General features: G+C 62.6%; 20 protein-coding genes. 4 read left to right on the top strand and 16 right to left on the bottom strand.

Annotated elements, in window-relative coordinates; translation table 11 throughout:
* Window positions 1–56 precede the first annotated feature (56 nt).
* The 6 genes from CBM2586_RS23290 to CBM2586_RS23265 all read right to left on the bottom strand — a co-directional run bounded on the left by CBM2586_RS23290 (window position 57) and on the right by CBM2586_RS23265 (window position 6,160).
* Window positions 57–1,112: a lactonase family protein gene (locus CBM2586_RS23290; RefSeq protein WP_240988008.1), complete on the bottom strand. Its 1,056-nt coding sequence runs from the start codon at window positions 1,110–1,112 to the stop codon at window positions 57–59.
* Between the two features lie 131 nt (window positions 1,113–1,243).
* Entirely contained in the window at window positions 1,244–2,635 is a 1,392-nt protein-coding gene (locus CBM2586_RS23285) for an aldehyde dehydrogenase family protein (protein ID WP_115690061.1), read from the bottom strand.
* A gap of 24 nt (window positions 2,636–2,659) precedes the next feature.
* Entirely contained in the window at window positions 2,660–2,962 is a 303-nt protein-coding gene (locus tag CBM2586_RS23280; RefSeq protein ID WP_115690059.1) for a putative quinol monooxygenase, read from the bottom strand.
* Between the two features lie 13 nt (window positions 2,963–2,975).
* A complete protein-coding gene (locus CBM2586_RS23275) occupies window positions 2,976–4,031 on the bottom strand; it encodes an Ldh family oxidoreductase (RefSeq protein ID WP_115690057.1) in 1,056 nt (351 codons plus the stop codon).
* Between the two features lie 54 nt (window positions 4,032–4,085).
* On the bottom strand, window positions 4,086–5,552 hold the full coding sequence (locus tag CBM2586_RS23270; protein ID WP_115690055.1) for a CitMHS family transporter: 1,467 nt from the start codon (window positions 5,550–5,552) through the stop codon (window positions 4,086–4,088).
* Between the two features lie 188 nt (window positions 5,553–5,740).
* Entirely contained in the window at window positions 5,741–6,160 is a 420-nt protein-coding gene (locus CBM2586_RS23265; protein WP_115690053.1) for a cupin domain-containing protein, read from the bottom strand.
* A gap of 342 nt (window positions 6,161–6,502) precedes the next feature.
* Here CBM2586_RS23265 and CBM2586_RS32685 point away from each other — a divergent pair, with 342 nt between their 5' ends.
* A complete protein-coding gene (locus tag CBM2586_RS32685; protein WP_240988007.1) occupies window positions 6,503–6,688 on the top strand; it encodes a hypothetical protein in 186 nt (61 codons plus the stop codon).
* Between the two features lie 75 nt (window positions 6,689–6,763).
* On the opposite strand, the gene CBM2586_RS23255 is transcribed toward CBM2586_RS32685, so the two are convergent.
* The 9 genes from CBM2586_RS23255 to CBM2586_RS23215 form a co-directional block, all read right to left on the bottom strand.
* The gene (locus tag CBM2586_RS23255; RefSeq protein WP_258874962.1) at window positions 6,764–7,408 is read right to left on the bottom strand and encodes a transporter; all 645 of its coding nucleotides are present in this window, start codon (window positions 7,406–7,408) and stop codon (window positions 6,764–6,766) included.
* Between the two features lie 102 nt (window positions 7,409–7,510).
* Window positions 7,511–8,602: an amidohydrolase family protein gene (locus tag CBM2586_RS23250; RefSeq protein WP_115690049.1), complete on the bottom strand. Its 1,092-nt coding sequence runs from the start codon at window positions 8,600–8,602 to the stop codon at window positions 7,511–7,513.
* A gap of 18 nt (window positions 8,603–8,620) precedes the next feature.
* Window positions 8,621–9,490, bottom strand: coding sequence for a 4-hydroxy-2-oxovalerate aldolase (locus CBM2586_RS23245; protein WP_115690047.1), 870 nt, complete (start codon window positions 9,488–9,490; stop codon window positions 8,621–8,623).
* A gap of 11 nt (window positions 9,491–9,501) precedes the next feature.
* The gene (locus tag CBM2586_RS23240; protein WP_115690045.1) at window positions 9,502–10,458 is read right to left on the bottom strand and encodes an acetaldehyde dehydrogenase (acetylating); all 957 of its coding nucleotides are present in this window, start codon (window positions 10,456–10,458) and stop codon (window positions 9,502–9,504) included.
* 19 nt (window positions 10,459–10,477) lie between these two features.
* On the bottom strand, window positions 10,478–11,263 hold the full coding sequence (locus CBM2586_RS23235) for a 2-keto-4-pentenoate hydratase (protein ID WP_115690043.1): 786 nt from the start codon (window positions 11,261–11,263) through the stop codon (window positions 10,478–10,480).
* Complete coding sequence (locus tag CBM2586_RS23230) at window positions 11,260–13,023, bottom strand: bifunctional 3-(3-hydroxy-phenyl)propionate/3-hydroxycinnamic acid hydroxylase (protein ID WP_115690041.1); 1,764 nt, start codon at window positions 13,021–13,023, stop codon at window positions 11,260–11,262. Before CBM2586_RS23230 ends, CBM2586_RS23235 begins: the two co-directional genes overlap by 4 nt.
* On the bottom strand, window positions 13,020–14,009 hold the full coding sequence (locus CBM2586_RS23225; protein ID WP_115690039.1) for a VOC family protein: 990 nt from the start codon (window positions 14,007–14,009) through the stop codon (window positions 13,020–13,022). Before CBM2586_RS23225 ends, CBM2586_RS23230 begins: the two co-directional genes overlap by 4 nt.
* Window positions 14,006–15,784: an FAD-dependent monooxygenase gene (locus CBM2586_RS23220; RefSeq protein ID WP_240988006.1), complete on the bottom strand. Its 1,779-nt coding sequence runs from the start codon at window positions 15,782–15,784 to the stop codon at window positions 14,006–14,008. The genes CBM2586_RS23225 and CBM2586_RS23220 overlap by 4 nt, the downstream gene beginning before the upstream one ends.
* Window positions 15,712–16,587, bottom strand: coding sequence for an alpha/beta fold hydrolase (locus CBM2586_RS23215; protein WP_115690035.1), 876 nt, complete (start codon window positions 16,585–16,587; stop codon window positions 15,712–15,714). Before CBM2586_RS23215 ends, CBM2586_RS23220 begins: the two co-directional genes overlap by 73 nt.
* A 119-nt stretch (window positions 16,588–16,706) precedes the next feature.
* On the opposite strand from CBM2586_RS23215, the gene CBM2586_RS23210 reads away from it, so the two are divergent.
* From CBM2586_RS23210 to CBM2586_RS23200, 3 genes are all read left to right on the top strand, one after another.
* On the top strand, window positions 16,707–17,402 hold the full coding sequence (locus CBM2586_RS23210) for a TetR/AcrR family transcriptional regulator (protein ID WP_115690033.1): 696 nt from the start codon (window positions 16,707–16,709) through the stop codon (window positions 17,400–17,402).
* Window positions 17,403–17,907: 505 nt separating this feature from the next.
* Complete coding sequence (locus tag CBM2586_RS23205; RefSeq protein ID WP_115690031.1) at window positions 17,908–18,867, top strand: LysR family transcriptional regulator; 960 nt, start codon at window positions 17,908–17,910, stop codon at window positions 18,865–18,867.
* 106 nt (window positions 18,868–18,973) lie between these two features.
* Window positions 18,974–19,486, top strand: a complete 513-nt coding sequence (locus CBM2586_RS23200; protein ID WP_115690029.1) for an SRPBCC domain-containing protein — start codon at window positions 18,974–18,976, stop codon at window positions 19,484–19,486.
* Between the two features lie 468 nt (window positions 19,487–19,954).
* Here CBM2586_RS23200 and CBM2586_RS23195 read toward each other — a convergent pair whose 3' ends face one another.
* The gene (locus tag CBM2586_RS23195; protein ID WP_145987442.1) at window positions 19,955–20,200 is read right to left on the bottom strand and encodes a hypothetical protein; all 246 of its coding nucleotides are present in this window, start codon (window positions 20,198–20,200) and stop codon (window positions 19,955–19,957) included.
* Between the last annotated feature and the right edge of the window lie 33 nt (window positions 20,201–20,233).

Raw genomic sequence — 20,233 nt, 5'->3', positions numbered from 1 at the left:
GCGTCGGGGCCCGCGTGAAATTCGGCACATGCAAACGACACTTTTCTGGCGTGCGATCAAACACGCCGAAATGCAACACAAACCGGGCTTCCTGTGTCAATTCTCCACGGCAGCGGTGTGAGCTTTCCGCTCTCCCGCGCGATGTCGAAGGGGACGATTGTGTCCGAGAGTTCGTTTGCCGCGTAAAGGCGGCGACCATCAGGATCGATAGCGAAGAAGCGCGGCCCCTTACCGCGGCTTTCCACCCAGGACAGCGGGGTAAGAAGTCCGCTTGTCGGGTCAATGCCCATCGTCACGATGCTGTCGTGGCCCCGGTTTGAAGCATAAAGAAACTTGCCCGAGTTCGCGATCTGGATTTCCGCCCCGGTGTTGTCACCGCCATAATCTTTCGGCACGGTGGACACCGTCTGCAGGGGCGACAACGCTCCAGACGCTTCATCATACTGGTAGGTTGTGACTGTCGAGTTCAGTTCGTTGATGACATATGCAAGCGGGCGCGCCGGATGGAACGTGACGTGCCGAGGACCGGCTCCCGCCGGCACCTCGACATAGGGCGAACTCGCGGGAGTCAACTTTCCCGTTCTGGAATCGACACTGAACGCAAAGACGCGATCGACTCCCTTATCGGGCACGATAAAGTGACGCCCTGCAATGTCAAATGGGACATCATGCGGATGAGATCCGCCTTGTTGCTCCCGATTTGAGCCGGGATTGCCTGGAAGCTTCGCCAGATCGGCAACGCGCCCCAGACTGCCGTCCGCTTGGATGGGCAGCGTGACCAATGATCCGGTCGCATAGTTGGCGACAACGATGAAGCGGTTGCCAGGCTCTACCGCCAGATGCACTGGATTCTTGCCCTCGGTGCCCTGGCGATTGAGGAGCGTGAGCCGGCCTGTCGTCGCATCGATGGCGAACGCACTGATGTCGCCCAGGTCGCCGTGGACGGCATAGAGATATCGCTGGGCACGGTCCATTGCAAGGAATGAAGGATTGTCGAGTCCTTCCATCAATTGCACGTGCTCCCACCCATCTTCTCGCACGCGATAGACGTTAATCCCCTTGCCGCGCGCATTCCGGGCCTTGGTGGTCCTGCATCCAACGTATGCGTACATAGGTTTTTGCTCCGCACCATGCGCGTGAACACCAGGCATGCCGTAAAGGGCGGCTATCGCACTAAGGCTGCGCAATACCCTGCGTCTTCCTGCGTCCAACGATGTCTCCTGGCGTAGTTACGTGGATAGACTCAGGCCGCGGAAACGGCCCAATACGTCCGAGCGTTAGTGAATTCGCGGATGCCAGCCGCCGCCAACTCCCGGCCGTAACCGGACTTGCGGGTTCCGCCGAACGGCACCCGTGCATCCGAGGCAGTGATCGCGTTGATGAAGGCGGCACCGCTTGTGACGCCCTTGGCAACCTTCAACGCTCGCTCGGTGGAGGCCGACCATACGCTCAGGGACAGACCGAAAGGCGTCGCATTCGCGAGCCGCACAGCGTCCGCATCATCCTCGGCAACGGCGATGGCCGCCAGCGGGCCGAACGTCTCTTCGTCGAACGCCGCCATGCCGGGACGCAAATTCGCCATCACGGTGGGTTCGTAGAAATTGCCTGGACCTTCAACAGCCTTGCCGCCGGTCAGCAGCACTGCTCCGGCTTCCACGGACCGGCGCACCTGGCCGTCCAGCGCATCACGCAGGTCCGGCCGAGCCAACGGACCCATCTGCGTCGCGGCATCGGCGGGATTTCCCACGATCAGTGCCTTCGTTCCCGCGACGAACCGTGTCGTGAACTCATTGGCGATTGGCTTCGACACAATGAAGCGCTTGGCACATACGCAGCTCTGGCCAGCGTTGTGGAAGCGTGCCTTCACGGCCGCCGCGACCGCCTTATCGAGATCGGCATCGTCGAGCACCACGAAGGCGTCGGAGCCGCCGAGCTCCAGAACCGATTTCTTCGATGCCCGCCCGGCTGCTGAGCCAACGGCCGCGCCAGCCCGGTTCGAACCGGTCAGCGTCACGGCGGCGATACGATCATCTTCGATCAGGCCATTAATCACTGCCGGCACCTCGGGCTCCGCTACCACCAGGGTGGTGATGAGATGCTTGGGCAATCCGGCATCGAGGAAGAGCTGCTCCAGCGCTAGCGCGCAGCCAGTCACATTGGGAGAGTGCTTCAGGAGCACGCCGTTGCCCGCAGTGATGGCAGGAATGGCAAACCGCATGACCTGCCACACCGGAAAGTTCCACGGCATCACCGCCAGCACGAGTCCGATAGGCTCGTAGCTCACCCAAGCGTCGACGCCGTCGATGCGGACGGCTTCGTCCGCGAGGATGCGATCAGCATTGTCGGCATAGTACAACGCAGTCACCGCCGACTTTTCCATTTCGCCAGCGGCTTCGGCTTCGATCTTGCCCATCTCGGCCATAATTAGCTTAGCAAACGACGCACTCTGGCGGCGCAGTTCATCTGCCAGGCTGCGAACCGCTGCGACCCGCTCCGACAAAGGTTGCTTACCCCAATCCAGCGCCGCTTCGTGGCCAGCCTGGACAGCCTCGTCGATCTGTGCTGTCGTCCAGCTTTCGTAGGTCTGCAGCGGCTCACCGGTGCAGGGGTTATAGGTGGTAATGGAGGTGGTCATGGTTTAATCCTGTGTGCCGTGCCGTCAGGCATGGTGGAAGAGCTGAGTGCAGAGCGTATTGGCCTGGCTACCCTTGACGACACAGCGGTCCGCGGCCTGGCGCCAGATCGCAAAATGCGGCGCAGCACGGTGCGCTTCGATAGCGGCCTCATCTTCGTACAGTTCGTAGAACATGAAGTGATGCGGGTTCTTCAGATCCTGCGTCACGTCGAAATACTTGCATCCGCTCTCGTCGTTAAACGTACGGTCCGCGTTTTCCTTGATGGCCGCAAGGAATTCCTCCAGGCGCTCCGGATACACATCCAGGGAAACAATCAGTGCGATCATTGCGAAGTCCTTCTTATGCGGTGAACGTCGGCGGGAGCGAAGTCCCGGTCTCCTGGCTGAGTTTCGCCAGGCTTTGCCAAGTCGTATCGGCCAGTGAAATGCCGGTTTCCAGCAGGCGGACTGTGTTCTTGTCCTCCAACTCGCCGGGGAAGAAGATTTCCTCCACGCCGTGGGCGGTGGGGGCCGACTTGACCTCGTCGATCAGGGCTTCCATGCGCTGCTCGAATTCATCCAACGGCATGGTGGATTTGATGTCGATGGTGATCAGCAGGTGACCGGCGCCGCTGGTGCGGTTTGCTTCGTAGGGGCCGGCGACCTTGGAGCCAAAGTTGCTGCCGGTCAACACACCTGCCAGCACGTCCATCATGAAGGAGATGACGTAGCCCTTGTGGCCAGCCATCGGCAGGATCAGGCCATGGACGGCCTTCTTCGGGTCGGTTGTCGGCACACCGTTCTCATCAGCGGCCCAGGTGTCCGGGATTTCCACGCCGCGTTCGGCGGCCAGATAAATCTTGCCGCGCGCGACTGCCGTATTCGCGATGTCCATCACGGCGACGCCGCGTCGTCCGCCGGGCGCGGCGATCGACCACGGATTCGTGCCGATGCCCTTCACACGACCACCCCAAGGCGCCATCGCCGGGCTGGCGTTGGTCGCAAGCAGCGCCACGCAACCTTCCTTCGCCGCCATCCGTGTGAAGTACGCGGCGGTGCCGAAGTGGTTCGAGTTACGCACACCGACTGCGCTGATACCATGCTGGCGAGCCCGCTCGATGCCGAGTTCAACGGCCTTCGCAGTCAGTACCTGACCGATCCCATGGTGGCCGTCCATGACGGTAACCGCCCCGCTGTCCATGACGATCTCGGGCCGGGTTGTTGCCGTCATCACGCCGCTACGCAGGCGTTCCACGTACCAGGGCAGACGCAGCATGCCGTGCGACGAATGGCCCCACAGTTCGGCCACGACAAGGCTGTCGGCCAGCAGATGCGCATCGGCTTTGGGAACACCCAGCGACTCCAGCACGGCGGTACCAAATTGGGTCAGCGCCTGTGCCTTAACGGTTGTCGTCATTTCAATCTCTCCAAATATGGCTTTGATTCATTTGTCGGCTGCTGCCGGAGCCGTTCACAGCGGGTACGCCCCGGTCAATCCACCGACCAGCAGCATCACCAGACCCACAGCGACGGCGCGCCAGATCGTGCGCCGGGCGTGCTCGCCCAGTTCGACCTTTGCCAGGCCGGCAAGCAACAGGAACGACGGAACCAGCGGACTGGACTGGTGCAGCGGCTGGCCGACAACCGCAGCTCGGGCCATCTCCACCGCGGATATTCCGTAATGAGACGCCGTCTCGGCCAGAATCGGCAGTACGCCGAAATAGAAGGCGTCGTTGCTGGTGAAGAAGGTCATCGGGATACTGACCAGACCGGTCACCATGGCCAGGTGCGGGCCCCACGCGGCGGGAATCACGGCAACCAGCCACTTCGCCATGGCTTCTACCATACCGCTGCCGCTGAGCACGCCCGTCAGTACCGTGGCCGCGAAGACCATCCCGACGACGCCGACAATACTCGATGCATGCGACTTGATCTGCTCCGACTGCTCGGCAACGCGCGGGAAGTTGATGACCAGCGCGACCGCGACACCCAGCAGGAACACCACCGGCGACGGGATGATCTCGACGACCAGCAGCGTCATGACGCCCAGCGTCAGCAGCGCGTTAAGCCATGTGAGGTGAGGCTTGGCGTTCGGGCGATGGAGCACCAGGCCTTCGCTGGAGACAGGGACGGAGAAATCGTCTGACGTACCGCCTGTCACATCGGCCTTGGTCGGGACATTCATTTGCATGGCGCCCAAAGCCGATGCGGGCATGGCGGCGGCGCTGCCCATCGCAACTGGGGCAGCGCTCACGCCTGCCATCGCATTGGAGAAGGCGGGCTTGTGCGAGCCAGAGAAGGTTTTTGACGACTTAAATTCCAGTCGACCGATGCGGGCCCGCTCGCTGCGGCCAAGCAAGTAGGCAAGGCCAATCAACGCAGCCATGGAGGCGGCGATGGCAGGCATCATGGGCACGAAAATGTCGACGGGGTTGAGCTTAAGGGCCGCAGCAGCACGCGCGGTCGACCCGCCCCAGGGCACCGTATTCAGGATGCCGTTGGCCGTCGCCGCAATGCAGGTCAGCACCCACGGGCTCATGCCAAGCCGCAGATAGACCGGCAGGAAAGCAGACGTCACGATGATGAAGGTTGTGGAGCCGTCACCATCCAGCGAGACAATGCCCGTCAGCAGCGCCGTGCCGACCGCCAGGCGCACCGGGTCGTTATGTACGAACCGAAGAATCAGCCGGATCAAGGGGTCGAACATGCCCACGTCGATCATCATGCCGAAATAGATAATGGCGAAGAAAAGCAGGCACGCCGTTGGCGCCACTGTCTTGATAGACGTGATGATCGACTTGCCAAGGTCCAGACCACCGCCCGCCGCAAGGCCAAAGAGGATGGGGATCAGAATCAGCGCTGCCACCGGCGTCAGCCGCTTGGTCATGATCAGGTACATGAACGCGGCAATCATGCCGAATCCGAGAATCACTAACATCTTTTGTCTCGCTCGCTATTCTTGACCGACGGTGGACGTGGGGAGTACTGCGTGTCCGGGACGTTGGCGATGCGGTTGTTCGCCGGCGCGGTCGATCTTGGTGGGAACGCTGCTGTCGGGGCACATGCAATGTGCACCCGGCTCAGCGATGAGGCTGCGTCCATCACGGCGCAGCAGATGCCTCGTCCTTACGACTTACCGTGCTCGGCTGCGACCGGATTGGTAGCGCCGGATGCGGTTAGTGTACGGGTCGCGTCGACGGTGGCATAAATCCAAAGAATCTTCATCGGTTCGGTCTTCGAGATGTTGCGAAACCGATGGTTGACGTTCGGAGGAATGAACGTCACGTCGTGCTGCTTGAGCCGGTATTCCAGTCCGTCGATGTCGAGAATTGCCTCTCCCTCCATCAGCACGACGCTCTCCTGACAGTTGTGGCTGTGGAAGGGAATCTCCACACCGGGATCGAACGATGTGTAGCCGGTGATGAAGCTGCTGGTGCCGAGTTCTCGTGAGACGAGCGGCGTGGTGCGGGCACCACCGCCGCGTTCGTGGGTAGTAAGAGCTTCGGGCTTCAGGAGCACAGCTCCTGATGGCGTTTTGATGGTCATGCTGATGTCTCCGATTCCGATATGCCTGCACTGACGCTACAAGGGCTGGCGAAAAAACTGAAAGAAAAAGGCGTCGACGTGGATGCATCGCCGAAGGTGCGGCACCCATCACTGTCTTCTGGTGCAAGAATGGCTGTTCCGTAAACCTAGTATAGCTTTTCGTGATCACGTAATGCAATTGAAGTTGCACAAGGGTTTACCCTATAAATGGGATAAAACCCCGTAATCAATGAGTGATAGGCTTGAGAACGACGCGACTCTCATATTGCCTTACAACTGCCTTACAGAGTGAGATACAGCAACTCAATGTGGGGCACGCGTGCGCGCTGGAGTGTTCATGGCATGACCACTTCGGATTTAGGGATGGCAATCAACGAACCGCCGAAGCCGCAGACCTCGTTCCAGGCTGGCTATCTGGCCGGCAACCTGCTTGCCCTCGCCCGCCGGCGGCGCGCGCCCGCCAAGTGCGGCGCGCTGCCGCTGGGTGCTGACCGTGCTCTACTTGGAGGCTGCGCGCGTCCGAGCTGACGGTCACTACCATGGTCGCCTTCTTCTGCAGGCGCGATGCCTAGGGCATCGAGCGCTGGAGGCTGGAGGTCCGCGTCAATGACCTGCACCCAACGCCGCAACCCGGCGAGGCCATGGCGCTGGTGCTGCCGGTGATCGGGTGCGAGCAACGCGAAAGAGCCGGGGATCGTGACCCAGGCCTGGCGCGCTACACCTGATTACCAAGAAGTGGCACCCTTTAACCCGAGCAGGAGCAGAAGCCTGCGTTGTCTTCGTTAGAACAGTTTGAATGAGGCGAACTTGCGTGAAGTCGCCGGCCTTGGCGTTGCGAGAGCCGACCGTCCTCATATACTGGATGGTCAGCGCCGCATCGAGAACCGGCACTTTTGTAGTGAAGAAAGCCCCGCCGTTGAATGTCCGGTAACGGCTCGTCCCCCAAGCGTTGTTCGAATCGCTCTGGTATTGATGCACGAGCACTGTATGCAGCCCGAACGCGCCGATGGCCGTCTTGTAGGCCAGCGCGTTATCGAGGCCGATCCAGTTGCCACTGCGCAGGTCGTTGTCCCGGTTCCCGGTGTTGGGGCCCCAGGTCAGCTTGGCCGACAAGGCAAGGTCGTGCTTCGGCAAGTAGTCAACCTGGATTCCCGGGCGGAACGTATAGAAATTGCCATAGCCGATGTCAGGGCCAGGATTCGCGTCATAGCGCCCGGTCGGGAGCACAAGCGACGCGCCGGCGAGAATGCGGAACCGTTCGATGGCATTCGCGCCCCCTGTATAGGGCGCGAATCAGCTTGAAAGTTACGGAAAGAACCCAGCCAGTTAGGGGCGCGGCCGGAGAAAGCGTCAGCGGTCGCGCAAATGCTCTGCGATAGCACTTACCGGTTTTGCCAGCAGCCTTCTGGCCTTGGCACCTAATGACTCGCCTTCGTAGACAGGCGCCGCAATGACAGGCTCCTCATGTCCGGCGTACCTTGGAAACAGTCGCAGCGCGTGCGTCCGGTCGATGCCGTGGCGCACGGTCTCATCCCAGATGGTGCTCCCCTCAAGCGTCCGCACCTGCAGCGATGTCGCCGCGGCTGGCGCATACGGGAAGTCACTGCCAAACAGAATGTGGTCCGGCTCGACCAGTTCGCGCAACGCCGCCATCGAGATCGGCGAAGGCGACAAGCCGGTGTCGAAATAAAAACGGCGTAGGTAGGTCAGGAAGCCTTGGGGAATGGCGTGCTGGAACTCTGACATCGCATTGACCAGCGAAGCCCGCCAGCCAATGTAAGGCAGGAAGCCCCCCGCATGCGACAGGATCCAGCGTATGCGCGGATGCCGCTCGGTTACGCCGCGCAAGATCAGGTTTAGCGCCGCCCGGCTGGTGTCGCATGGAAATTCGAGGACGAATCCGGGCGCCATCAGATCCAGTGCCAGGCTCGACGGATGCAGGTTGGGATGCACAAAGACGATTGCCTGGCGCCGATCCAGTTCGGACATCAGTTCGTCATATCGCGGGTCGCCAAGGAAGTGCCCTTCCACACTTCCCAGCAGCACGATGCCGTCGGCGCCAAGGACATCCAGCGCATACGCTGCCTCGTCGCAAGCCTCGTGCGTGAATGGCATTGGCAGTACGGCGAATGAGCCGAACCGCCCCGGATGCTTGCGGGAAAGTTCCACTGCGTAATCGTTGCACGACCGGGCTAGTGCCACAGCCTCTCCCTTGTCGCCAAAATACACACCCGGCGCCGACAGCGACAGTATGGCGGTCTGGATGCCGTTGGAATCCATGACGTCCAGTGACTGCTCCGGCGTCCAGTCCGGAATGCGGACACCAGCCTCCTCGGTGATGCCTCGCCGCGCGTTCTCGGCCTTGTACGCCGGAGGAAAGAGATGATGGTGGACATCGATCCGCCCATGGCGGACCTGCAAGGCTTCTGCTAGTGATTCCATGATGACTCCCCGAGGGAATCAGCGCGACCGCGACTGCAACAGGTCCAGCGCCACGTCGACAATCATGTCCTCCTGTCCACCGACCATCCGCCGCCGGCCCAGTTCGACCAGGATGTCCACCGTGCTGAGCCCGTACTTGGCCGCGGCGGCCTCGCTGTGGCGCAGGAAGCTGCTGTACACACCAGCATAGCCCAGCGCCAGCGTCTCGCGGTCGACGCGCACCGGCCGGTCCTGCAGCGGGCGCACGATGTCGTCGGCCGCGTCCATCAGCCGGTACAGGTCGCAGCTGTGCTGCCAACCCATGCGTTCCGCCGCGGCAATGAAGACTTCAAGAGGCGCATTGCCCGCCCCTGCCCCCATGCCGGCGAGGCTGGCATCGATGCGGTCGCAGCCCTCCTCCACCGCCGCGATACTGTTGGCGACGCCCAGACTGACCTTCGCCTGCCTTGCGAGCTCCTGGGGTGAGATCATGTGGCTCATCATCAGGAAGCCAACGGCCTCCATGCCCAGGTGGCGTGCATACTCAATGTGCTGCCGGGAGATGTCGGCCTCGGTGCAATGGGTCGCCACACGCAAGATACGCGCGCCGGCGTCGTAAGCAGCCTTGAGATCGTGGACGTTGCCGATGCCCGGCAGCAGCAGCGTCGCAATCTTCGCGCGATTGATGACGCTGGCCACAGCCTCGATCCATTCGATATCCGTGTGGGCGCCAAAGCCGTAGTTGAAGCTGCTGCCTTGCAGGCCATCGCCGTGTGCCACCTCGATCGAATCGACGCCGGCCCAATCCAGCGCTTGCGCGATGGCCTTGGCCTGTTCGATGGTGTACTGGTGGCGGATGGCGTGCGCGCCGTCGCGCAGCGTGACATCGGAGATATAGAGCTTCTTCATCGTCTTTCCTCTCAAGCAGTGGCAGTGCGCGCCAGCATGCCGTGGGCTATTGTCTGCGCCGTGCGCAGCGCCGCGCTGGTCATGATGTCCAGATTGCCGGCATAGGCAGGCAGGTAATGCGCCGCGCCTTCAACCTCGAGGAAGATGGTGGTCTTCAAACCGGTCATGCGGTCGCCCACGCCGGGAATCCGCATCGGCTGCTGCGCCGTGATCCGGTCGAACTGCACCCGTTGCTTCAAGCGATAACCAGGCACATACTGCCGGACCGCATTCACCATGTCGGTAACGGAAGCTTCGATCGCGGCCTCGTCGGCCGGATCGCTCAGGGTGTACACCGTGTCCCGCATGATCAGCGGCGGCTCGGCCGGATTCAGCACGATGATCGCCTTGCCCTTTGCCGCACCGCCCACCTGCTCGATGGCGCGCGCAGTGGTTTCGGTGAACTCGTCGATATTGGCACGCGTGCCAGGTCCGGCGCTCTTGCTGGCGATGCTCGCGACGATTTCGGCATAGTGCACGCGGGCAACCCGCGATACCGCCGCCACCATCGGGATGGTGGCCTGTCCTCCACAGGTGACCATGTTGACGTTGGGCGCATCCAGGTGTGAGTCGCCGTTAACCACTGGGACGCAGTACGGACCGATCGCCGCGGGAGTCAGATCGATCATGCGCAAGCCGGGGCGTAGTGAGCGCAGCAGCGCATCGTTATGGGCGTGTGCTGTGGCGGACGTCGCATCGAACACGATGTCGACCTCCTCGAACTGCGGCATCCTGGCCAGTCCTGCAACACCCTCATGCGTGGTCGGCACGCCGAGCCTTGCCGCACGCGCGAGTCCGTCGGAGGCGGCATCGATGCCCACCATCGCCGCCATTTCCACCTGGTGTCCGTGGCGCAGGATCTTGATCATCAGGTCCGTGCCGATATTGCCGCTGCCAATAATGCCGGCTTTCAGTGTGCGTTGTGTCATAAACGTTGCTCCGGGCCGGTCAGGCCATGCGACAATTCACGGTGCCCAGTGCCGCGATACGGGCCTGGATCAGATCGCCTGCCTTTACAGGCACCATGGGCCCGAGTGCGCCGGACAGGATCAACTCCCCTGCCTTGAGTCCCTGGCTGCGTTCGGCCATCGTGCGGGCCAGCCAGTAGGCTGCCCGCAGCGGATGGCCTAGGCATGCGGAGCCAGTTCCGACAGAAACAGTATCGCCCTGCCGGGTCATGGCCATGCCCAGATCAGCAAGCGCCAATGCGCCGACGGGCACCGGCTGATCGCCGACCACGTAGAGCGCGGAGGAGGCGTTGTCCGCCACCGTATCGAACAGGCTGATCTTCCAATCGGCGATCGCGCTGTCGACGATCTCCAGCGCTGGCAGCGCGTACGCTAGGCAGTTAAGGAACTCACCGTACGTGGGTGACCGCGCCGGCAAGTCGCGACCCACCACAAACGCGACCTCGGCCTCGATCTTCGGCTGAATCAGGCGCTCGGTCGGAATCTCGGCGCCGTCAAGGAATTCCATGTCGTCGAAAAGCACGCCAAAATCCGGCTGATCGACGCCGAGTTGCTGCTGCACGGCCTTAGAAGTCAGGCCGATCTTCTTGCCGACGATGCGGCACCCCGACTCCAGCCGCGCAAGAGTATTCAGCTCCGCTACCTGGTAGGCGACTTCGAGCCCCTCAAGCTGGTGAGACACGGAGACTGGGGATACAGGGACACGGGTGGCCCTGGCTTCGCGCAGCTTCAGCGCCGCGCGTTGGATAGCTTCGGTCGCCTTCAAGCGGCCTCCTTGGTCGGGAACGATGGTCTGATATGGGCAGCAGTGCGATCGGCCAGCGAAGCATGGCCGGAGATCTCGGGAGTACCCAGCATTTCGCGCAGCTTCGCCGTGGCATCGCCAAGCCGGCGCTCCGGCACGATGCCGAAGACAAAGCGGTCCGGACGCAGAATCGCCACGCTGCCATGGCGAGCGCCGGCGCGCTTCAGCCACCGATACCAGTCGCCGGAAACATCTTCCAGTTCGATCAGGTCCGTCGGCCAGCATTGCGGGATGGCGCCGTACGGCCGCTCGCCCCAGGGATAGATCACCGCATAGCGCATACGAATACGGTCGCACCACGCGCGCGCGTCGACGTCCAGCAGCGACCTCGGGTCGACGCCGGCACCGAAAAGCACGAACCCTGCGCCGAGCGCGTCGTCCAGCCGGTGGCGGCAGCCATCGGAGGCGCGCACGATCGGCTGTGGCATCAACGTGCCCTCGCGACCTGACCAGCGCCGGCGTGGCAGGCCAAGGTATGCGCCACGGCGATAGACCGGCTTGGGAATGAAATCGCCACGATTGATGAAAGGCCCGATCGCCGGCAGCCGCGTCAGCACGCGCGACACCCCGTTGCGCAGCGCCGCGAGCGCCGGATTCGAGACCGAGACAAAGTCTTTCACGCGCACGGCCTCGCGGATCATCGCCGTGGCGTGGGGACGGCGTTCGTGCTCATAAGTATCGAGCAAGCTGTCCGATCCTGCGCCGCTCAGCACGGCGTGCAGCTTCCAGCCCAAGTTATGGGCATCGCGCACACCGGCGTTCATTCCCTGCCCGATGAACTGAGGCATCATGTGGCCGGCATCGCCCGCCAGGAACACGCGCCGATCGCGCCAGCGCTCCGCCATCAGGGCATTGAAGGTGTAGACCAACTTGCGCAGGATCTCGAAGCGGTCGACATCGACGTACCGGGACAGGTAGTGGCGCACGGTCGCCGGGTCTTCCATCTGCTCCTTGGTCTGGCCAGGCGCCAACATGAATTCGAAACGGTGATGGCCCTTCGGCTGCACGCAGTTCACTGTCGGGCATGCCGGATCGCAGACGAAGGCGAAATACGGCACGTGCCGCAGCCCGTCGATCCCATCCCTGGCCTTGATATCCACAACTAGCCACGGATTGGGAAAGGACCGTCCCGTCATCTTGATGCCAAGCTGCGTGCGTACCAGGCTGCGTCCGCCATCGGCACCGACGAAATAGCGTGCGCGCACGCTGGCTTCGACGGCATGCAGGCCCTGGCTGCCGGGCTCCGGCGCCTGGCCGTAGCCACTGCCTGCCGTGGCGATGTGGCGAATATCCACGCCCGCATCGTCCTGCTCAAACCTGACGACTTCGCGCCCGCGCAGGATCGTGACGGTCGGGTATGTCGACAAGTTATCGGCCAGCGCAGTCTCCAGGAACGGCTGGTAGAAAAAGTGGCTCATCGCCCAGCCATATTGGCGGTCGTCGCTCATCAGCGTGCCAAGGCATGAGCCGTCCGGCAGCATCATCTGCACCGGAACGTCTTCCAGCATGTCACGCAGCAGCCGGTCGGCCATGCCGAAGGACTGGAAGATGCGCATGCATTCGCCGTCGGTGTAGACGGCCCGCGCGTTGCCGTAGAACTGCGGCTCACGCTCCAGCACCAGCACTGACACGCCGCGCATGCCGAGTGTATGCGCAAGCACCAGGCCCGTGGGACCGAGGCCGGCGATGACGACGTCGAATTCCGCCTCCCGCGCGCTCATGGTTTCGCCCCAACGGTAAACTCACGGCGTGCGAGCGATAGCAGGCCACGCCCGAATCGGCGTGCCGACAGGCCAAGCGTAAGGTTTTCGGGGTAGTGTCCCCATAGGCTGATACCGCGATAACTCTGCTGGAACCACTGCCGCTCCGCCTCTTCAGTCACGACGATGGGGTTCCAGCCGAGTTCGATTTCGAAGCCACTGGGTGTCTCCACATAGAACGACAGTTCGCGATCGTTGGAATGTTGGCCGATCGCATTGGCAATCGGGTAGCCCAGTTTGCGGCAACGGCGATAGCCCTCCGTCACGTCCTCCAGGTTCGCTGCCTGCAGGTTCAGGTGATGGATGCTGGTACGCAGCGGGTTGAGCCGCACACCGCGGGTGAAGGCGATCGCTACCGAATGGTGCCGCTCGTTCAGCCGCAAGAACGTGAAATCGAGATCGATGCCGCTCAGGCGATCCTCGATGTAGTCGGAGACCCGTGCATCGAAGATACGCTGCCAGAAGCGCTGCATCGCCTCCGGCTCGCGCGTGGTGATGGCGACGTGGCCCAGGCCGCCGGCACCGGTGAGAAAACCGCTCGCCTTCATCAGTAGCGGGCGCCCGGTCTTGAGCGGCGTGGTGAAGAGTTCGACCGAAGTGCGCTTGGGTCCGGTGAACGACCAGTACTCCGAAACACCGCGCGCCCCGGCCTCGCCGCCGCGGTGAAGCTGGGGCGAGATGCCGATCTCGCGCAGGCGCTCCAGCGCAAGGCGCAGCGCCGCGTCGTCGTCCAGCTCCCAACCGAGAGCCACGACGTCCTCCGCCGAGCCACGCTGCACCACCAGACGGCGGTTGCGATCGTCCACACGCAAAGCCAGCGTGTCAGTCGAAACCTCATCGACGTGCAGCCCCAATCCGTCGGCGGCAAAGCGCTTCCACTCCGCCAGCCGGCTGGATTCAACCATCACATAGCCAAGCCGCACGCTGCCAAACAGGGTCGTCTTCATGCGGCCAGGCCCTCTTGCTTGCGATGCCGTGCTTGCGCGGCCCGCGCACCAGCCCTGCCGCAAAGCAGCTCGACCAGCGCACCGGGGTCTGCCGGCGCCGTGTCGCCGCGCCAGGCGACGTGCTGGTCTTCGCGCACGATCAGAAGCCGATGGCGGAAGACCGGGTCGCCGCTGACGGTCGTCACGTCCACCACCTTGATCGGCATGCGCGCGGCTGTCGCGGCTTGGAGCAGTCCGTTGACATCCACCGAGGCATCGAAGCGCAGCAGCGTGTAGACTGGACCCAGCAAGTCGTAGACCGACTCGCCGCTCTCCGTCCAGAAATGGGGCATGCGGCAACCGGGCACGGTGGATGGCGTAACGCCGCCCATGGTGTACTGCGGCGCCGGTTCCCCGTCATACGCGATGATGGGCGAGCCCTCGTAGTAATAGCCAAAGTTGAGCCCTTCCGGCGCGAATTGCGGGACGTTGAGCTTGTACAGCTTCGCCCCCATCACCTTGCGCATGGCGATGCCGGCCGGGTTGTAGCGCGACGACAAAGCCTTGGGAGCGGTTCCCTGCCCCAGCGCATCGATGGTGTCGAGCATGCTCTGCATCGCATGCCGGGAGACCTGCTCGGTAATGGGCTGGCGTTCGGCCTCATACGCGTCGAGCATCGCCGGATCGGCCCAGCCCTGCAGCACGTTGGCGAGCAGCCAGGCGATATTGACGCCGTCGGCGATACCGGCGTTCATGCCATAGCCTGCGAACGGCACCCAAAGGTGAGCCGCATCGCCGGCGAGGAATACGCGGCGGTCACGGAATGTCGACGACACCAGCCGCCGGCCCACCCAGTCCTCGTGGTGCAGCACCTCATACGAAAAACTTGCTTCCACGCCGAGCAGGTCGCGGATCGACTCGTGCAGGTCCAACGCATTAAAGTCCCGCTCGCCGGCAGGCAACTGGCGGTGCAGCAGCCACGTATCCTCGCCATCGATGGCGACGACGACGCCGCGCACCTTGTGGTTCACGATCCAGCTCATCCATGCCGGCCGGCGATCGCCGAACAACTTGCGCACGCCCGGCGCGCGGATCAGCGTGGAACGCATATGCGCCAGCTCGGCATCGCCTTGCAGCCGCACGCCCATGCCCTGGCGCACCACGCTGCGGCCCCCGTCGGCGGCAATGACATACCGGCCGCGCACGCTGCTCTCGCTGCCGTCTCGGTGCCGCAGCCGCACGGCGACACCGCCGTCGTCCTGCGTGTAGCCAATGACTTCCGTCTCATAGCGCACCGTGACGCCCGGCGTCGCATGCATGCAGCGCGCGATGATCGGATTCGAGTACAACTGGCTGACCCGCACGAAGGGCTCGGGCGTGCGCCAGTGCGCATCAGGAAAGCCCTTAGGGAAACGCTGCGCAGCGCGCTCATTGCGCGACGGCAGTTCGATGCGCGTGAGTTCCGGACCGGCCAGGCTGGTCGCATAGATGACGTCCGTGGTGTAGTCGTCCGGCAGCCCCGCCGCGCGAACCTGGTCGGCAATACCGAACCGGCGCAGGGTCTCGAGCGTGCGCGACGCCACGGTATTGCACTTGGCATCGGCCGGCTTGTCGGCAGACTTGGCGTCGACGACCAGCACATCGATGCCGCGGCGCGCCGCTTCGATCGCGGCGCACATACCCACCGGGCCAGCGCCCACGACAATAATGGATGCAGCGGCACTCATTGCACGGTCTCCATCTGCTTGCGAGTGAACGCCGTTACCGCAGCATTGAATTCCTCCGCGCGCTCCCATTGCACCCAATGACCGGTGCGGCTGAACAAGTAGGCGTCGCAGTTCGGCATGCGCTTCTGCAGGGACTGCGCGCCGCTGGGCCGGTTGACGAGATCTTCGGTGCCCCACAGCACCAGCGTCGGGGTCTGCAGCTTGGACAGGCGCGGGTCCCGCGTGAAGTCGATTAGCCGGAACTTCGGCAAGCCCTTGGGCCGCACCAGGGGCGGGTAGGCTACGACCTCCGGGTCCAAGCTGGCCTGGAAGCGCCCGTCGATCACTGACTGCGGCACCCGCGCGCCGTCGTACACCAGGTACTGGCGGATAAAGGTGGTGAGCTTATCCTTGCTCGGGCCTGCGCCGCCATAGTAGTCGAGCAGGCACTTCAGCCCCGCCGTCGGCAGGCTGCGCGTGGTATCAATCCCGCCCGGCCCCATCAGCACCAGGCCGGCGACGCGACGTGGGCGGTCTAGCGCCATGCGCAAGGCGCATGCCCCGCCCAGTGAGTTGCCGACCACGCATGCGCGGTCGATCTCTAGGTAATCGAGTAGGCCGAGCATGGCCTCGGCACAGTCGCCGAATGGATCGGAGCGGCTCAGGCCCTTGGTTGAGCGACCGTAGCCCGGCATGTCGGGAATGATCACGCGGAAATAGCGTGCCAGCTCCGCAATATTGCGCTCGTAGTTCGGTACCCCGGAAGCCCCGGGACCACCACCATGCAGCATCATCAACGGCGCGCCGGCACCCGCCTCAGCATAGAAGATGTTTCTGCCGCTTATACGGACGGTACTGCTGGCTAATGAAATCTGCAGGTCGGCAAGATTCATCGCGGGCTCCTCTGTTGGACTGCGCCAATCATACTGAGTACATTGTCATTATGACAAGACTCTCGTTTTCCCTAGGGGTGGGGTTAGAATTGCCGTGAATGACAACTGCGCAAAAAGTTATGAGCGAGGCAAGCAAGACTGACCATCGGACCCGCGTCGCTGCAGAGCGGCGCGAGCGCATGCGGGCGCGCTTGGCAGAAACCGCCTTGGCGATATTTGCCGAGAAAGGCGTCGGTGCAAGTGTGATCCAAGATGTGATCGCAACAGCAGGTGTCTCACAGGGCACCTTCTACAACTACTTCCGGACCAATGAAGAACTGCTGCTGGCCGTGGCAGAGGAGCTCAGTAATGAACTAATTGATGCAATTGAACGCACCGTCAGCCAGTACGAAGACCCAGCGGAGCGCATCGCGATGGGCGTGCGGCTCTACCTATACAAGGCGCGCGCGTTTCCATTGTTCGCGAGCTTTGTCGTGCAGACAGGCTTGCACTTGGCAAGCCCGAATAACTTGATCTACGAATACGTGCCGCAACACTTGGAAGCGGGCTTTGCCTCTGGGCGCTTTCAGCGGATGCCAATGGAAGTGGCAGTCGACTTGATCGGCGGGCAGGCGCTGATGGCGATCGCCCGGCTGGAGGCCGGCGGTGCGGCCGAGGACTATCCGGAGTGGGTCGTCGCGACGCTGCTGCGGGCGCTTGGGGTGGCGCAAATGGACGCGCAGCGCATTGCCTTCGAGCCGCTGCAACCTGTTGCCATACCGGAGGATTCGCTCGTAGCAAGAGCAACGATCCGTGCAAACACCCTTGTAGGGTAGTAGGCAGCATCACGTGCTAAGGGAAGGGTTCAAGATTGAGATGACTGGCTCAGACCATTGGGAGGCATTGAACTCTAGTCTGCAATGACGGAATCTGAAACGACATTGGCCATCGCGAAGCCAACGAGTGCAACAAAATGCCGCCCCAGGGCGCGTGACACAGCGCCATAGGACAACTCGCGTCCTAACGGCCGCGCTCATTACCACTGGCAGAGCCGCACGTCCTGGACGTTCTTCTGCAAACCAGTGTCGACGGACAAGTGTTCAAGGGCCAGGGCGAACGCCGTTGCCGGCGGTAACAGCCGGGACGGTGAAGCGCGTCAGCTCCAACCGGGAAGTTCCATAGCATGACCGCCCTCCGGACAGCGTAGCTATTGACCGAGGTTTCCAATGCACAACGCGTCGGTATGGAGATGAAGCCGGGAACTGCCCGGCGTCGAGAAACGTGCCCCTGGCACAATGCAGACTGCCTCCGTCCTCCACACCAGTCTCTCTCTTCTCGCAAATGAAAGACTTGAAGACCCTCGACCTTAATCTGCTCAAGGCGCTCGATGCACTGCTCGATGAACAGAACGTCACCCGCGCGGCTGCGCGCCTAGGCGTCACGCAGCCGGCTATGAGCGCGATGCTGGTCCGCCTGCGCGGCACCTTCGGGGATCCGCTTTTCGCCCGCGCCCGGCGCGGCATTGTGCCCACTCGGCGGGCGCTGGCGCTGGCGGAGCCGCTGCGGCAGGTGATGGGACAAATCAGCGCGCTGCTGCAACCGGCGGTGTTCGAACCATCCAGCGCGACACTCACCTTTACCATCGCCGCCACAGACTACGCCGCGCGCGCTATCGCAGCGCCCTTCGTGACGGCGCTGCGCCAGCGTGCGCCGCACATGCGGGTGTCGCTGGTCGCAGTCGAAGAGGCGCGGGTCCAGAGCCAGCTTGAACACAGCGAAGTCGACCTCGCACTGCTCACGCCCGAGACCTCGCCGCCGGACCTGTATGCCCGCCGACTGTTCGACGAGCGCTACGTTTGCGTCATGCGCGCCGACCATCCCGCCGCGCAAGGCCGTCGCCTCACGCTCAGGAAGTTTTGTGAACTCGATCATGCGCTGGTGTCCTACAGTGGCAACCGCTTCCGCGGTGTGACAGACGCCGCGCTGGAGACGATCGGGAAGGCGCGCCGGGTCATGCTATCGGTGCAGAACTTCCTCATACTGCCGGAACTGCTGCGCGCCAGCGACATGGTCGCCGTACTGCCTGCTCGATTGGTGCGAGGACTGGACGGGCTCGCTGTCTTCAACCCTCCCGTGGCGATTCCCGGCTTCACTAAGACCGCGGTCTGGCATGAACGGACGCATCGCGAGCCCGCGCACCGCTGGCTGCGGGAACTGTTGGTGGAGACCTGCGGTGACACCCGCCTTAGGTCGGACTATGCGTCTGATATCACCAGTTTTGATGTAACACATAAAAACTGAGGATTGGATTTATGTCTTGCGCCTCGCCATCATGGAACATCAATTCACGGCGCGCAGAACAATCTACTGCGGTTGCGCCGGCTTCTCTCACGCCACGGAGTCCCATATGCACGCAATCCTCTGGCCGGACGACTATCTGCCCGGTACCACCGAAAATTTCGTTTCCAATGAAGTCATCGTCGACGGCCTGAGTGCGCTCGAAGTATGGCCGTGGCTCAGCGAAGCCCAGCGCTGGCCCGACTACTACGAGAACTCGGCGGACATCGTCTTTCACGACGGTGAAGGCCCGGCGCTATTCGCCGGCCGTCGCTTCGCCTTCAGCACTTTCGGCTTTCCGGTGGAAGCGCAGGTCACCGAGTACGTCGAGCCAGCGCTGGGCATGCCCGGGCGCGTGGCGTGGCACGGCTGGGCGGGCGATGGCGAGGAGCACCTCGATGTACACCACGCTTGGCTCGTCGAGGATCTGTCCGGCGGACGGGTGCGCATCCTGACTCAGGAAGTGCAGAAGGGCAAGCCGGCGACAGTCCTTGCCAAGACCCGGCCGAACCCGATGCTCAACGGCCATCAGGATTGGCTAGACGGGCTGGTCGGCGCCGCGCGCCGATCGCGCCAGGTATGAGTCGCGCACGGTTCCGCGGCCGCTCGTCCTCTGCACAGCCCCATTCGCGTGGCGCCCCCGCCCCGAGCATTCACTGTCGCCGGGCAACTTGCGTCCTGTGCTGCAGCCGGTTTTGGAGACCCTGGTAACCAGGGTGGCCGCAGGTCGCGGCACACTACCCGCTTGTCAGCGCGCATATTGCGCATGCGCGCTTGGAAGGCGGGGATGTCGCAGGCAACATATTCTGTTGGATGTGACGGCTGCGGACAGTTGAGCGTGGGCGACAGCGCTCCAGGGCGAGATCAGCGCACCTTATCAATGGAGTGTGGTTTGACCCTTCGGCGATGTGTTGCGCAGCACGAGAGTGCACTGGCGCAACTGTGTCGCCCAAGCGGCGGCATTTTTTGTCCTTGTACTTCCGTGGCACCTCTTCGTCGATTCCCAGTTGTCTTTCTATCATTTTATCTGAGGAATCTAGACCACCATTCCTCAATATGACAACCGATGAAACGGGTTTATCGGCATGCCCGCCACGCTTTCGAAGGCTACAAATCCGTGGCAGTACTCGTCACTCCCGAAATCCGCGACACACGCATTTTCTACGATTTCGATCAGAAAGCTGTCAAACACGATGGGTTTTCCGCGCTTGAGGATTTTTACGATGGTCGCATAGAGGCAGAGCGTCACGGCCCGCACAGATAATCGGCAAAGGCTACTACGGAGCAAACCTTGCACGCCCTTCTCCGCCCATACATGACGAACATCGTC

This window comes from Cupriavidus taiwanensis (assembly GCF_900250115.1).
GTDB classification, from domain to species: domain Bacteria; phylum Pseudomonadota; class Gammaproteobacteria; order Burkholderiales; family Burkholderiaceae; genus Cupriavidus; species Cupriavidus taiwanensis_B.
Note: the sequence above shows the minus strand (reverse complement) of the source record. Positions and strands in the feature narration are given on the sequence as shown.